The 15,147-nt window shown below is 46.6% G+C and carries 13 protein-coding genes; 8 read left to right on the forward strand and 5 right to left on the reverse strand.

Annotated features, from left to right (window positions below):
* Positions 1–148: 148 nt before the first annotated feature.
* From IQE94_RS14460 to IQE94_RS14485, 6 genes are all read left to right on the forward strand, one after another.
* Positions 149–1,711 carry an energy transducer TonB gene (locus IQE94_RS14460; RefSeq protein WP_212720732.1) on the forward strand — a complete coding sequence of 521 codons (1,563 nt, stop codon included), beginning with the start codon at positions 149–151 and terminating at the stop codon, positions 1,709–1,711.
* Positions 1,712–1,781: 70 nt separating this feature from the next.
* Entirely contained in the window at positions 1,782–2,825 is a 1,044-nt protein-coding gene (locus IQE94_RS14465) for an MORN repeat-containing protein (RefSeq protein WP_212720730.1), read from the forward strand.
* A 141-nt stretch (positions 2,826–2,966) separates the two neighbouring features.
* Positions 2,967–4,730: an ABC transporter ATP-binding protein gene (locus IQE94_RS14470; RefSeq protein ID WP_223342193.1), complete on the forward strand. Its 1,764-nt coding sequence runs from the start codon at positions 2,967–2,969 to the stop codon at positions 4,728–4,730.
* A 15-nt stretch (positions 4,731–4,745) separates the two neighbouring features.
* On the forward strand, positions 4,746–5,750 hold the full coding sequence (locus IQE94_RS14475; RefSeq protein WP_223342194.1) for an iron-siderophore ABC transporter substrate-binding protein: 1,005 nt from the start codon (positions 4,746–4,748) through the stop codon (positions 5,748–5,750).
* 4 nt (positions 5,751–5,754) lie between these two features.
* Complete coding sequence (locus IQE94_RS14480) at positions 5,755–6,129, forward strand: DUF1636 family protein (RefSeq protein ID WP_223342195.1); 375 nt, start codon at positions 5,755–5,757, stop codon at positions 6,127–6,129.
* Between the two features lie 63 nt (positions 6,130–6,192).
* Complete coding sequence (locus IQE94_RS14485; protein ID WP_223342196.1) at positions 6,193–8,046, forward strand: ABC transporter ATP-binding protein; 1,854 nt, start codon at positions 6,193–6,195, stop codon at positions 8,044–8,046.
* 228 nt (positions 8,047–8,274) lie between these two features.
* On the opposite strand, the gene IQE94_RS14490 is transcribed toward IQE94_RS14485, so the two are convergent.
* The 4 genes from IQE94_RS14490 to psb28 all read right to left on the reverse strand — a co-directional run bounded on the left by IQE94_RS14490 (position 8,275) and on the right by psb28 (position 11,699).
* Entirely contained in the window at positions 8,275–8,892 is a 618-nt protein-coding gene (locus tag IQE94_RS14490) for a hypothetical protein (protein WP_223342197.1), read from the reverse strand.
* A gap of 42 nt (positions 8,893–8,934) precedes the next feature.
* Positions 8,935–10,020, reverse strand: coding sequence for a DUF262 domain-containing protein (locus IQE94_RS14495; protein WP_212720725.1), 1,086 nt, complete (start codon positions 10,018–10,020; stop codon positions 8,935–8,937).
* A gap of 95 nt (positions 10,021–10,115) precedes the next feature.
* Positions 10,116–11,336, reverse strand: a complete 1,221-nt coding sequence (locus tag IQE94_RS14500) for a DUF4336 domain-containing protein (protein ID WP_212720724.1) — start codon at positions 11,334–11,336, stop codon at positions 10,116–10,118.
* Between the two features lie 24 nt (positions 11,337–11,360).
* Complete coding sequence (psb28, locus tag IQE94_RS14505) at positions 11,361–11,699, reverse strand: photosystem II reaction center protein Psb28 (protein WP_010871246.1); 339 nt, start codon at positions 11,697–11,699, stop codon at positions 11,361–11,363.
* Between the two features lie 14 nt (positions 11,700–11,713).
* Here psb28 and IQE94_RS14510 point away from each other — a divergent pair, with 14 nt between their 5' ends.
* Positions 11,714–13,369 (forward strand): ATP-dependent DNA helicase, encoded by a 1,656-nt coding sequence (locus tag IQE94_RS14510; protein WP_212720723.1) that lies wholly within the window; start codon positions 11,714–11,716, stop codon positions 13,367–13,369.
* Between the two features lie 33 nt (positions 13,370–13,402).
* Here IQE94_RS14510 and IQE94_RS14515 read toward each other — a convergent pair whose 3' ends face one another.
* Positions 13,403–14,107: a response regulator transcription factor gene (locus IQE94_RS14515; RefSeq protein WP_194015056.1), complete on the reverse strand. Its 705-nt coding sequence runs from the start codon at positions 14,105–14,107 to the stop codon at positions 13,403–13,405.
* 238 nt (positions 14,108–14,345) lie between these two features.
* On the opposite strand from IQE94_RS14515, the gene IQE94_RS14520 reads away from it, so the two are divergent.
* A complete protein-coding gene (locus IQE94_RS14520) occupies positions 14,346–15,095 on the forward strand; it encodes a phycobilisome rod-core linker polypeptide (RefSeq protein WP_212720721.1) in 750 nt (249 codons plus the stop codon).
* Positions 15,096–15,147 lie beyond the last annotated feature (52 nt).

Consider the following 15,147-nt stretch of genomic DNA (forward strand, 5'->3'; position numbering starts at 1 on the left):
AATCTTGGAATAAGAGGGTGGGTGACGGTGTTTGACATCGCAACTAAGCGTCTATAATGCTGTAACTGCTAATAGTAATATTTCACATAATAAATGCGGTTAATCCGGGCTAGGGGCCACCATAACTGCCTTTTAATGCAACAATTCCATGTCAATCTCTACTTTCTGCCTGACTCAAAGATCCCAGCAGTACCAAAACAGCCAAAAGATCATCCTGGCGGGGGCGGCCTGTTCTTTGTTAATCCACGGGGCGATCGGGGCGTTCTGGAGATTTCCCCTGGACACCGATACCCCTGTCATAGAGCCCATTGAATTCATTGTGGTGGATCCTTCCCCGAATCCAGAAGTGACACCACCAACCCCAAAGGAGCAGAAAACTGAGCAGAAAAAAGCCGAACCTCGGTCTGATGTTTCCCCACCGCCGCCTGCCACTCCCTCCACTCTGGTAACTAAAGCCGTTTTACCGCCCCCCATTATTCCCCCCGTCCCACCAGTCAATTCCCCGCCCAGTCCGGTGGTAGAAAATCCAATTTCCTTGCCCAATCCATTGTCCCCAGCCCCCACCACCCCAGTGCCCAATACGGTTTTGCCCCCGGTGGAACAAGCCATTACCCCCTCCACTCCGAAGGTTAATCCTCTCCTCAATCCGGTGACGGAAAGCCCGGTTTCTTTAACTAAGCCGGCCCAGAGTGCCTTTCGTCTGCCCTTTTCTTCCGTCGATACTCCAGAGTTTGCCCCCATTCCTGAGCAAGCTCCGGCTGTTGCCCCCGCAATTCGCTCAGCTACGCCCAAAAGTTTGGCCAATTCCTCCGCCCAACAACCTTCGTTTGGTCAGACCAATGCCGCCCCCCCATCCCAAGGAAAGCCATCAGCTAATCAAGACTCATTCACGGCGATCGCCAATGCCAATGCAGTTAGCCAGGGTGGGGCACCGATCAAACCGGGTACAGCTACTAAGCCCATTACCAATGGTGGCGGTGGCTCTGCTCCAACCCTGGGCTCCAGTCAACCCAGAGCAGAACGGCCCGGTGGTGGCAATTCAGGGGCAAACGTCGGCCCCATTGCGGCCAATCCTGTTACTAGCAGTGCTCCCCCCAAACCGAAACCGAGCCCCAGTGCCCCCGCCAAGCCGGAACCATTGAAGTGCGTTAGCCAATGTAAACCCAGCTATCCCTCCATTCTCCAGGGGGAAGAAGGTAGCGCTACAGTATTAGTTTCGGTCAATGATAGTGGCAGTGTTACCAGCGTAACCATCACCAACGCCCACGGCAACAGTGAAGTCAACCGTCAGGCTTTATTGGCCGCCAGGAAAATGCAGTTTACGGCCCCGGTCAGTGGTCAGTCCAAATCAGTCCCTGTGGTGATTCATTTCACCGTTGCTGGTTCAGATTTTGATCGTCAGGCCCGGGAGCGCCGGCAACAGCAGGAAGAATTGCGTCAAGCTGCCCGCCGAGCTGAAGAAGAGAAGGCAAATCAAGCTCGCCAAAGACAGTTGGAAGAGGAGCGTCAAGCCCGCCAACGGCAATTGGAAAAAGAACGGGAAGAACGACTAAGACAATTCTCCGTAGAATCTGGCCCTAGCCCTGCGCCGGCCGTAAAAGTTTCCCCTCCTCCGAGTCCAGAACCAGCTCCCTCCAGCGCACCGAAGACCGAGCCCACAGTGGAGATAGAGAAATTGGAGCCCAGCCTAGAGCAGTTATCCGATTCTTAACTTCAACTCAATTAGGTAAACCTTGGCTGTGAAGTTTATTTAAAAGTTCAAAATTCTTCATTTCTGAATAATGTTTAAATTTGCTCAAATTATCTTAGTAACCGGCGGTATTCTTGGCTTAAGCTCCTTAGGTTATCAGTCCCTGGCAGGTAATTTAACTCTGCCGGATGGCTCCAAGTGTGAAGGACAGATCAGCAATGGCACCCTCAATGGCCAGGCAACCTGCCAATTTACCAATGGCGATCGCTATGAAGGTCAATTTGTTGAGGGGGAAAAAAAAGGTCAAGGAAAATATATTTTTGCTGATGGGGGCTATTTTGAAGGGGTTTTTGAAGATGATCAAATAGGTAGCAAAGGGGTAAGAGTTTATCCTAGTCAAGACCGTTACGAAGGAGAATTTGTTGATGGTCAACCCCATGGCCAAGGGGTTTATACCACAGCGGCGGGTCTGCGTTATGAGGGGGAATTTGTGGATGGTCAACCCATGGGCAAAGGTACGTTTATCTATGCCAATGGCGATCGGTGTTCCGGCACTGTTGTTCAAGGAGAATTGGACGGGCCAGGCAAGTGCGAGTATGACAATGGCGATCAATATGAAGGCACGTTAAAGAATGGCCAGCCCAATGGTGAAGGGGTTTTCCGTTTTGCCGCTGGAGGACAGTATGAAGGGGAATTTCGGAACGGGGAATTTTCTGGGCAAGGCACCCGTACTTTTGCCAATGGCAACCGCTTCCAGGGGCAATTTAAACAGGGGCTACCCTTTGGACAGGGACAATATAATTTTGCAGATGGGGCTAGCTATCAAGGGCAAATTCAAGACGGACAACCAACGGGGGAAGGCATCTATACCTTTGCCAATGGTAATCGTTACCAAGGTCAATTTATTGCTGGCAAGTTTGCAGGGGAAGGCGCATTTATTTTTGCCAATGGCGATCATTGTCAGGGGCAATTTAGCAATAACCAACTCCAAGGTATGGCCACCTGTGACTATGCCAATGGTGACACGTTTGAAGGGATTTTTGAACAGGGCAAAAAAAATGGCCAGGGTGTTTATTATTTTGCTGATGGTATCCGCCTAGAGGGGGTATGGAAGGATGATCAATATCAAGAGTAAGGTTTCTCCTAATTTTTTAAGTTTAGGAAAAGTCTATCCGCAATTTTACGGTCAAGAAACTGATTATTATTATCCCTGTTTTAGGGGCTCGCTCTGTTTTGATTTATGCTCCTTTCGCCCCAGTCTAATCGACAAGTTTTAATGACCTATCTAAGTCCCCAGTGGGGGCAGGTGGCGGCTTTGGCGATCGCCTTGGTGGGGAGCATTGTCCTACAGGTGCTTAATCCCCAGATTTTGCGCTATTTCATTGACACAGCCATGGCGGGAGGCCCCCAAATCATACTGGTGTGGCTAGCCGTGGGCTTTATGGCGATCGCCGTTGTGCGTCAAGGGTTGGAAATCATCGCCACCTATTTCAGCGAAACCGTTGCCTGGACTGCCACCAATAATCTCCGCTTGAACCTAGCCCGCCATACCCTCAACCTTGATCTAACTTTTCACAAAAGTCACAGTCCCGGCGAACTGGTGGAACGCATTGATGGAGATGTAGATGCCTTAGCCCGCTTTTTTTCTCAATTTGTACTGCAAGTGTTGGGCAATGGGTTGCTGGTGGTGGGAGTTCTGGCCGTGTTGTGGTTCGAGCAATGGCAGGCGGGGTTAGGTTTGAGTCTTTTTGCCCTACTGGCCCTGGGCATCCTCGGCCGGTTGCAATCCTTAGCGGTGGGGCCATGGCAAATTTACCGGGGCATTAGTGCTGATTTCTACGGTTTTATCACCGAATATTTAGCCGGTTTGGAAGATATCCGGAGCAATGGAGCGGTGGACTATGTCATGAATCGCTTTTATAGATTGATGAGAAACTGGCTGAGGGCTTTCCATCAAGCACGGCTGCAGAGCACCCTACTGTGGGGCAGTACCGTTGGTCTATTCACAATGGGCAATGCCATCGCCCTGGCCTTGGGGGCTTACCTGTGGAATTTTCAGGGCATTACCATTGGTACAGTCTATCTTCTATTTTACTATGCCAGCCTGCTTCAAGACCCCATTGAACGGATTCGGGAAGAACTAGAACAGTTTCAACAGGCCGTTGCCAGTCTTTACCGCATTCAAGACCTAATCCGCCAGTCTCCTTCACCCCGGTTGGATACATCCCAGGCTTTGCCATTGGGGCCACTTTCCGTCGAGGGCAAAAATGTCTGGTTTAGTTATCCAACCACAGCGGGTTTGAAGCCAACGGATGGAGGAGATGAATCATCTGACCACAGCCGGCATCATCACCATGAAGATGCTGATTACGTCCTCCAGGATTTAACCTGGCATCTACCCGCCGGCAAGGTACTTGGCTTGCTGGGGCACACCGGCAGTGGCAAAAGTACATTCGCTCGACTCTTGTTGAATTTTTATGCCATTCAACGGGGGCAAATTCAGCTTGGCGGTATCAACCTTGGGGAGATATCTCAGCGGGATTTACATCAGCGAGTCGGTTTTGTCACCCAAGACGTGCAACTGTTCCAAACTTCCATACGCAATAATCTGACATTTTTTAATTCCCACATCCCAGATCGATTGATTTTGCAAACCCTGAGGGATCTAGGACTGGAGCCTTGGTTGGCAACATTACCCTCCGGTTTGGATACGGAACTAGGCACGGATGGGGGAGGATTATCGGCGGGGCAAGCCCAATTGCTAGCCTTCGCACGGGTATTTCTCAAAGATCCTGGTCTAGTTATCCTGGATGAAGCTTCTTCTCGGCTTGATCCTTTGACAGAACAGTTAATTGAGGGGGCTATCAATCGATTACTAGAACATCGGACCGGAATCATCATTGCCCATCGCCTCAAGACGGTGGAACGGGCCGATCAAATTCTGATTCTAGACCGGGGCAAAATGCTGGAATACGGAGATCGCCTATCTTTGTTGGCTAATCCCCAGTCCCATTTTAGGCAATTGCTCAAATTTAGCTGAAATGAGGCGACAGGATTGACTTCACAAACATTGCAACAATTACGACACCGACTAATTTACCTGGCCATGGCCTTATCCATTGTGGCCCTAGTAATGGCCTGCCAAGGTCAACCCCTAGGGGGAACAGGACAAAAAGAAGCCGATTGTTCCGTGGCAAGCCAAGGGGAGGGACATAGTTGTGTACCCACGGAAATTAAGCGTCTCATTACCTTGGATGGGACCGTCTTTGAATATGCGATCGCCCTTGGCCTGGAGCCGATCGCCACGGTGCCCAGCAATTTTCAGGCCCAACTGCTAGCCCTAATGACCAATGCCCGAAATATTCAAAATATTGGCAAGGGGGAACAACCCAATTTAGAAGCAATTTTGGGAACAAATCCCGACTTGATTGTGGGGCTAGATTCCCACCAAAGTATTTACCCCCAACTTAGCCAGATTGCGCCGACGGTGCTGTTTCCTTTTGAACATAGTGGACAGTGGAAAGAGGTTTTTGCTTCCGTGGGCAATGCTCTCCACCGGCAGGCTGCGACCCAGTCAGCCTTGGCCGCCTATCAAGCTCGCTCGACGGATTTTCGCACTCAAATGGGCGATCGCCTTGATAATCTGCAAGTTTCCGTCATTCGCCTCTATCCCGATGGCATTAACTTATACCTGAAGGACTCATTTGCCGGTACAGTGCTGCAGGATGCGGGTTTAGCTCGTCCCCCTTCCCAGAATATTAGTGCGGTGGAAGCCCAACAAAAATTTGGTAATCCTATCCAAACCAGGATTAGCCGTGAAGTATTGGAGCAAGCTGACGGAGATGTGATTTTTCTTTGGACGGGGGAAAACACCCCCCAGGGCAATGAGGAAGCAAAAAAACGACTGCAACAACTACAGCAAGATCCCCTCTGGGGTCAACTGAGGGCCGTAAAGGCAGGCAAAGTGTACGAAGTACCAAGCTATTGGATTGGCAGTGGACCAATCGCCGCTAATGCCATCCTCGACGACCTATATAAATACCTTCTTGGAGAAAATTAACCCCATGGCAAAGCATATTTTAGTGGTTTGTAAAGCTTGTGGTGCTAAGGCAGAAAATGACAATTCTAATTCCCCAACAGACGGTATTTGTTTGCTAAATAAGCTTCAAGAATTACATCAAACATGGGTACGCAAAGATGAACTAAAAATTGAGACCACTTCCTGTTTATGTATTTGTGACAGACCCTGTGCGATCGCCTATGTGGGCAGTCATAAACCTACCTACCTTTTTGGGGATTTAGATCCAATCAATAGCGGTGAAGATCTAATTAGTGCCGCCGAACTTTACCTCGACAGTGAAGATGGTATGGTTCCAGCCTACGCACTTCCGGAAAAGTTACGCTCCCGCCGCATAGCCCGCATTCCCCCTGCACCCTAGCTGTATTCCCAAGTCTTTTTACCCACACTTTTTAACCCCTATGTCTTAACTTTTTTTGCTTCTATGCCACCTATTCATCAACTGCTTTGGCAGATGATCCGCTATGCCCAGAAACTTTATTGGTTGGATACCATATTGTGGCTATTTATCCTGGGAATACCCATAGTACCGGGACTGCTAATTCGTCAGTTTTTCGACACCTTAACCAGCCAAACCCAAATTAAGGAATCTCCCTGGGTCTGGATTGGCCTATTTTTAGCGGTGGGACTAGGCAGAATGGCGGCAATTTTTACTGGGCGGATCACAAAAACCCAACACCGCTTTTTGATGAGTGGATTGGTGCGCCACAACCTGTTCCAGGGATTATTGCATCGTCCTGGGGCAGAACTAGCCAGCGGAGCAGTGGACGGCCAGAAAGTTTCCCCTGGGGAAATGCTGAGCTATTTTCGCGATGATGCTCTACAAATTGAAGACACAGTGGTGGGCACGAATGAAATCCTTGCCGCTGGGGTGTTTGCGGTGGTTTCCGTGGCCCTACTGTTGAGCGTTAACAGGGAAATGACCTTATTGGTTTTTGTACCCCTATGCCTAATCACCGCCCTGGCCCACCAAGCTGAGCATCGCCTGAAACGGTATCGTCGGGCCAGTCGCCATGGAACCCAACAGGTGACCGGATTCATAGGGGAGATGTTTACCGCTGTGCAGTCCATTAAGGTGGCCAGGGCCGAAACTGAAATGTTGGAGGAATTAAGAAAAAGAGGCGATCGCCGTCGTCGTTTAATGGTGCGGGACCAGGTTTTTAATGCCATCCTCAATTCCGGCTTTGAAAATACTGTCAGCATTGGTACCGGACTAATTTTACTTTTAGGGGCCCAAAGTCTTGGTCCCCAGGGTAACTTCACTGTGGGAGATTTTGCCCTATTTGTCTATTATCTCGCTTTTGTTAGTGATTTTTTGGCATTTTTTGGGAGTTTTCTTGCTTCTGTGAAACAAAGTGAAGTCTCCTTTGAGCGCATGGCAGTTTTAATCAACGGTGGTGAATGCCCTTCTCCTAGCACAGTTAATCCCGCCTCCTTTCCCCTCACCTATGCCCATCCTCTCTATCTCAAACCCATTTTGGGCTCCCAACCGGCCTTACCTCCCCTCTCAGTCGCAGTCAAAACTGATCCTTTACAAGAACTAAGGGTAGAAGGATTGGTTTACCATTATCCAAGCAGTGACAATGGCATTGCTGATATCAGCTTTAGCTTACAACGGGGCAGTTTGACGGTAATTACCGGACGGGTAGGCACGGGTAAGACTACGTTAATTCGTACCCTACTAGGTTTACTGCCCAAACAATCAGGCAGAATTCTTTGGAATGGTTCGGAAATTGCAGAGCCAGCGACTTTTTTAATTCCGCCCCGGGCCGCCTACACTCCCCAAATTCCCCAATTATTCAGCACTTCTCTGCGGGAAAATTTGTTGTTGGGACTGGCCGATGATGTTTCATCAGAGCAATTAAACCAGGCGATCGCCACCGCTGTTTTTGAGCAAGATTTGGCTCTGATGCCCAGGGGCCTTGATACCCAATTGGGCACTAGGGGGGTTCGCCTTTCCGGTGGCCAGAAACAACGGGTCGCCGCGGCCAGGATGCTCGTTCGTCAACCGGAATTAATGGTATTTGATGATCTTTCTAGCGCCCTGGATCTAGAAACTGAACAAAAACTATGGCAACGTCTATTTAGTAATATTCACCAACGTCATTCTGCGGTTTATACCCCCACTTGTTTGGTGGTTTCCCATCGTCCATCGGTCATAGAGCAGGCTGATACCATCATTTTGCTAGAAGCTGGAAGGATTGTTTTTTCTGGCACTCCGGCTCAGTTTAATCAAGAAATGATGGGGAAAAATATTTTTTTTAGTCTCTATTTCTAAGAAGACTCAGCCAAGGCTATGACTTGGGCAATTCGCACTCTAATTAAGGATCTGGAGAATCACCACGAAAAGTCTTAGGAAGAATTATCTATAAGATTGCCATGGTAAACCAGCCTACGCAATTGTCTTGGTATTCTAAGCCCTGACGGATGTTTATTCTCAGTCTTTTTAATTAATTTTTCCCATAAGTTGTACATCTTATCATTTTGTTACTCTAAAGGACTTGCGTTACACTTTGCATAGGTCGTTTGCAATTTTGACTAATTCCCTGGCTGCGATTTCATATTGCGTCATTTCTCCACTCCCTTTACTTCTTAAATATCCCGATGGATTTTTCTCTGTAGGTAACAAAGGTCGATTTTGTATGATTTTCATAAATTGCTTTTGAGCTTTAAGACTTTTGTGGGCAATTGCATTTCTAATTTTATGATATTCTCCCATTACACGTATTTGATTTTCATTTAATTTAGTAAAGGAGTATCCATCATTTAAAAAAATCTCTGCTCTTTTTTTTGTATGATCATACGGTAGCCAATCAAGATAGTCTTTTCCACTTAAAACAACTAATTCTATCTCTTCTTGGGGAGAAATTTTAACTTTACGAATACTACTAATACTTTTACCTTCAATATAAATACTTCCTTTAATTAGCCCAAAGAATAAGTCTTCAATAAATTTCTCAAAATCTGTAAATAAATTCAAGAATAATCCATCGTAAATAAACAAAATATCAGTTTCTTTGATATTTTGAGAAACTAACAACTCTTCCATTTTACAACGAACAAGCTCTTTTGACCTCACTTTTTGCTTAAAATCATCTAATAATTTATTCGCTTTTCGAGGCATAGAAATCTAAAAATACATTTACAAAATTAGCCTTGCTTTGAATTAAATAATTTTATTAATTAAATATTCAAAAATTACCGTTCTCTCAGTAATTGATTGTCTTCGGGAATTTACTGCTTTAATAACTTTGGAATCAATTTCAATTTCATTTTTATTGTGCTGTAGCTCATTGCATACCTTCTTTATTTTTTGCACATTGTCTTGAGAAAGTTGCCGACATGAGCGAGTAATTTTAGGATAGTCATTTAATCCAAAAACAAGATGATAAATTAAGGCAAAAAAAACATATATTTTAGTTTGCTGAGAAAATATTGATGAAGGTAAAAAATCCTTAAAACCATCATTAATTATCCTCATTGTTAAATGAAAATTATTATATATTTCCCCTTTTTGGGGCAACACTGAATCGTATTTCTTATAAAAATTATCAATTTTTGATTTACTGCTAGATTCTAAATCCTTGGTAATCATCATAATTATAATCTCAGAAGTTAACTTAACCTCTTTCATTCGAGCAATGTCATCGTCATCATATACATTCCATCTCCTCCAATAATCGAGAGATTCTGTGGCTAAATTATACGCAAGTGTTTTAAAATCACCAAAATACTGAGAATTTCTTAATTCTTGGTCATTAAGCTTATAGTAAATAGAGTTCATTCTGCGAAATATTTCAATTACTTCTCTATCATCCATTCGTGGTGACAAAATATGGACACTAAATTCATAATCCAGAATAGTCTGTTTGATTTCATTGTCAAGGTTTTGAAATGATTTCCCTGCTATTTCTGGGTTATGATTTTTTTGCACCGTAAAATCATCATTTTTAGGATTATAATCATCCAACAAACTTGGTACCACAAAACTCAAAACAGTTCTCAGTCTTTGTTGTCCATCAACAACTTCACGGACTGCTTTTAATGTATCTAAATCTACGGGAAGATCTCTTAAAAAAATAATAGGAATGGGAAGATTTCTTACGATAGTGTCTATTAAGTAAGATTTTGCACCTGAACTCCAAACAGATCTTCTTTGAAATTTAGGAGACAGCACTAATGTTTTTTCTTTTTGCCAAGACACAAAATCCGCGATTTTAAAAAACGTCTTTTTATATTCAACAGTACTCATTTGATTCGTTCTTATAAAATGTATTACTTATGTTAATTAATTTTTTAAATTCTAACTGTTATTTCTATTTATATTGATCGGCTTATATTTATTGATCAACTTGAGGGTGGGGTAATGCGCCAACGTACCAGGAATTGGTCAATGCGTTGCAGGATTTGCCGATCTTCTTGAGGCAAGATTGCCTCCTCCGGGGGAGATTTTTGCAAAAAGCTAAACGCTTGGCGGACTTGTTCTCCATTGGTAGCCACTGGCGCTGAAAAGTGGCAGGGAATGAGGGTTTCCACGGGCCAGCTAGTAATTTTTTCTACCCATTGCCATACAGCTTCCGGTTCGCGGTTGAGAATTAGCTCTTGCAAAATGGGGGCTACTCGGACTTTGCCGCCGCCCCACAGGGTTTGAAAAGTGTTTTGCCAATCTTTCCGCCACCGAAATGGGTACAAACCAAAATAATTTTCCCGACGGCGATCTCGCAGAGATCCGCTATGCGGTGCGCCAACTTGTTTCGCTTCTTGCCACACCTGGTTCCAATTGGGGACTTCTAGGGTGCTGGCTTGGAAATAGAGGGCAAATAAACAAATGCGTTGCCATCCTTTAGCCCGATTAGCGAGATTATCTTCCAGGCGATCGCCAGCTTTATCCCTGGCATGGAACATTAGGGGGGTGGGGTCTAGTTCCAACACTGAGGGGGGATTTTCCGACAAAACCAACAGGGTATCCGTCACCAGCAAAGTATGACTAGACCAATGGAAAAAAGCCACCTCGCCAAATTTGCCCAGGCGTAAATCCAACGGCCCGAGGTAAGCGTAATCAAATTCCCCCGCAAAGGGAGTTTCGCTACTGTCAGCGGGCAAGATTTTAGTCCGATCGCCTGGAAATCCTAACCAAGTGAGGGGCAAATTAAGGGGAAAACTCCACTGTCCTGGGGCCACATACACCGTTGCTTCTGGACAATGGCGGGCTAGGGACGGTACATTGGCCTTATGTTCTAACCCAGAAATGGTGGGTAGGATAATATATTTAACTGGGCCATACTTGGCCGTTAGTTGCCCCAACAATTGCAAACATTCTTCCGTGGGAGCGATGGGGGCGTAAATTAGCAGTCCCCCCGTATTTAAGCGCACCACCGTCATGCGGATGGGTACTACCACATAAAAAATTCCCTGCACTTGCTCCAAAACCCAAATGGTGTCCGGCACCACTTCCCGCAACAAAGTTTGCCTTTGGCTGTAGGGATAAATGGGCACCAGATACCAGTAGGGCCAGGTCTGACTAGGACTGGATTGGGAAGATCGGGAAAAGGACTGCCGCATCGTCACCGAGGAGGATGAAAAATTGAAAAATTATTCAGATTTGGAAAAACCTAGGCCATTTTCAGCGCCGTAGCGCTCCATAAAGCGCATAAATCGGTCCCATTCCGGTTGGGAGTTGAGGATCACCGTAGCTTCGATCGCCGTGGGACGGCCATTGATAAATTTGCCCTTTACTTCTCTGGTGATAATTTCCCCTTCATCGTCGATTAAATACATGCCGGTAATATCATCGGTGCTTTCTTTCGCTAGAATTGTCGGTTCCAAGAAATAGAATTTTGCCATGCCGGACTGCCCATTTTTAGATTTACTGAGGCGCACCTCTGGGACAACGGTTTCTGCAACTCCCTTGGAAAATTGAATTTCAGCCATGTTTTTTTACCTTAATGACATTAATTTCGTTAACTCCCCATCATGGCATAGATCCCGGTAGTGGCCGAAAAAACACCCCCATGGGACTACTCGAAACCCAAGTTCACCACCTGCTCAAAGCCCAGCAGCGCCAACAAACCATTCCCCCCTGGCCCCATTCGTTGACCATGGGTCGTTTAGTTTCTAGGGCCCTACGACTACGGCGCTCGGCCCTGATCCAAACCGGTTGTTTGCCCCCCACCTACGGCCCTAGTTATTTATTGCCCTGCTTGCTCAGTGATCAGCCCGTTCGTTTAGTCACTACCCCCAAACGTAAGCGGGATTTGGAAACAGTTATTTTGCCGGCTTTGCACATGGCCCTACAAAGCAATGACCCCGATTTAGTCATCACCTGGCCAGACATTGTTACTCCGGATCAATGGTTACAGGAAAATTTAGGGTCATTACCCCATACGGCCCCCGCCTTAACGGCGATCGAACAGGTGGAACATTTAGAAGATTGGACAAGGGATTTTCTTTCCCATCACCTAGATTGGAACACCCTCCAACCCCTTTTTGCCCAAACCCCCCAGGGTCAAGACCAAGTTCTAACCCACTGGAGTCGACTCAGTCAGTCCCTCTTTGCTCGCCCCGTCAATCCCCATGGTTTTTATCCCCTTGATGGCGAAGAAATCCAGGACCTCAAACAAGCGGTGATAGAACAATTAGCCAACAGCCAGTTTAAAAATGGAGCTAAACAGCAAAATACCAACAAAATTCAGCAATTCTGGCAGTTTTGGCAAGAACAAACCGACAACCATCTCCTCTGGGCCGAAGTGGATCGACAGCAGGGCAAAATTAGTCTCCACGTCAGTCCAGTCAACGTACAACCCTGGCTACAACCAATTTGGCAAAGCTCCGATCAAGGTCGGGGAGATTGTGGTGATGGAGGCCAGGAAAGCCATCAAGCCGCCTTTGTGCTCATCGGCAGTTTTTTAGACGCTGAGAAAACCGCCCCCACCTATTGCAAAACTTTGGGTTTAGAAAATTTACTGTGCTTGAAATTTTCGCCCCACCGTCTGCAGGATGCCCTAACCATTTACCTACCCGATCGCCTACCTTTACCCAATACCCCAGCCTTCCAAACCACCCTACTAACGGAAATTGAACGTATTTTGACGGAAATCATCGCCGTGCAACCGGACAGCTTTGTGGTGATTTTGCTCGACGATCTACCGCTCAAAGCTCAACTGGGCAGCCAACTGGCGGCAAAATTAGGCTCTGGAGTTAAAGTGGAACCCACCCCCAGCTTTGCTCCTGGCATTTTAGTGGCAGGTTGGCAATACTGGTGCGCCCAAAGGGAACGGTTTCCCCCACCGGCCCTGCTGATTTTAGGCACTTTACCCATTCCCTCCCTGGAAAATCCCCTGGTGGCCAAACGAGTACAACACCACAAACGCCACCACCAAGACTGGTTCCGGGACTATTTACTGCCGGTGGCATTGAAAGATTTACAGCAGGCAGTGTTACCCCTCAGGGAGTCCGGGGGCTGGTTAGCCATCCTCGATGACCGGGTCAATTCCCGCAGTTATGGCCGGGAAGTGCTCAAAGCCCTAGCGCCCTACGGCAAAAGAAACTATTTTGATCCCCAGGATTTATCTCAGGTAACACCGACTCAGAAAAGAGATTAAATGAATTTCTCATGGGGAACCTGGTTTTCTGGACTAGTTTTTCCCTTGACACAAAGGCTTTTCCGCCAAATTGGCAAGACGATACCCAATGCCATGAACCGTTTCAATTAGATCTGCTGATAAACCAGCACTTTTCAATTTTTGCCGCAAACTCCGCACATGCACCTTAACCGTATCTTCCTCCGGGGGACTCTCCAACTTCCAAATGCTATCGATAATCATGCTCCGACTCAGAACCCGACGACCATTGCGGAGTAGCAGTTCGAGAATACTGTATTCCTTGCGGGTCAAGGGCAAAATCTCGTCATCGTAACTAACTTCATAGGTGCTTGGATCCAGCTTGATCGGTCCCCATTCCAAAATTGGTTGACACGTTGCACAACCCCGACGCAACAAAGCCCGCACCCTGGCGAATAATTCTCCTAAATCCACCGGCTTGATCACATAGTCATCGGCTCCGGCATCTAAACCGGTGATTTTATCGTTGATGGTATCCCTGGCTGTCATCATTAAAATTGGCATTAAATAACCGTGCGATCGCCATTTTTGGCAGAGTGCAATCCCGTCCAACTCCGGCAACATCACATCCAAAATAACCAGGTCATATTCCAGTCGGGCAGCATAGTCCCAGGCCAAGGAAGCGTCGGGGGCAATGTCAACAGTGTAAAGCTGATCGCTCAATGCCTCTGCCAGGGTTTCCGCCAGCGGCAAATCATCTTCCACTAAAAGAATTCTCATGGCCCATTGTGCTTTTCTCTATCAACCTCAGCTTACCTGAAGGGGTGAACGGGTCTGGGTTAATTCATGTTGCGAAATGTAACAGTTTCAAACAAATAAGCTAACTTTCCGATTTCTTTACGACTTTCTCCCCCTTTTCTTCTGCTTCACTTTGTTAGGATTGCATTTTTGATACCAACACATACCAGTCATTGGCTGGGCATTGATCAACTTTTAAGCTTAATAACTAACTTTATCTATGACACTGCCTTTAATTGCCTATTCCCCCGTTAGTCAGAATCAACGGGTTGCCAACTACGAAGTCTCTGGAGATGAACACGCCCATATTTTCACCACGGAGGACAGCCTTTCCCCCTCGGACATGGATAATCTGATTGCCGCGGCCTATCGTCAGGTATTCAATGAGCAACAAATGATTCAAAGTAATCGGCAGATTGCCTTGGAATCCCAATTAAAAAATCAGCAAATTACCGTAAGGGATTTTATCCGTGGTTTGGCTATTTCCGATAGCTTTCGTCGCCGTAATTTTGAAGCAAATAATAACTATCGTTTTGCACAAATGTGTATTCAACGATTATTGGGTCGAGATGTTTATAGTGAAGAAGAAAAAATTGCTTGGTCCATTGTGATTGCCACCAAGGGGTTACCCGGCTTCATCAATGAACTGGTCAATAGTGAGGAATATCTGGAAAACTTTGGCTATGACACCGTGCCCTATCAACGGCGGCGCATTCTGCCCCAACGAGTCAGTGGTGAGTTACCCTTTGCCCGCATGCCCCGTTACGGTGCTGATCATCGGGAAAAACTAGAGGCGATCGGTTACTTCTGTAATCAAGCTCCCCTAACCTACCGTTGGGAATGGCAAAAGCAACCCTATCCCGCTGGGGTTTATTTAGCCGGGAAAGTGGTTCTTTATGCCGGAGGAGCATTGGTGAGTTTGGGGGTAGTTGCCGTTGCCCTTAGTGCCTGGGGCATCATCGGACTGTAGTTTTTTCGATGTCACAGCAGAGCTTAGGGCTGAAAAAATTTATACCGATCAA

Source organism: Synechocystis sp. PCC 7339, from assembly GCF_019924095.1.
Classification (GTDB): Bacteria; Cyanobacteriota; Cyanobacteriia; order Cyanobacteriales; family Microcystaceae; genus Synechocystis.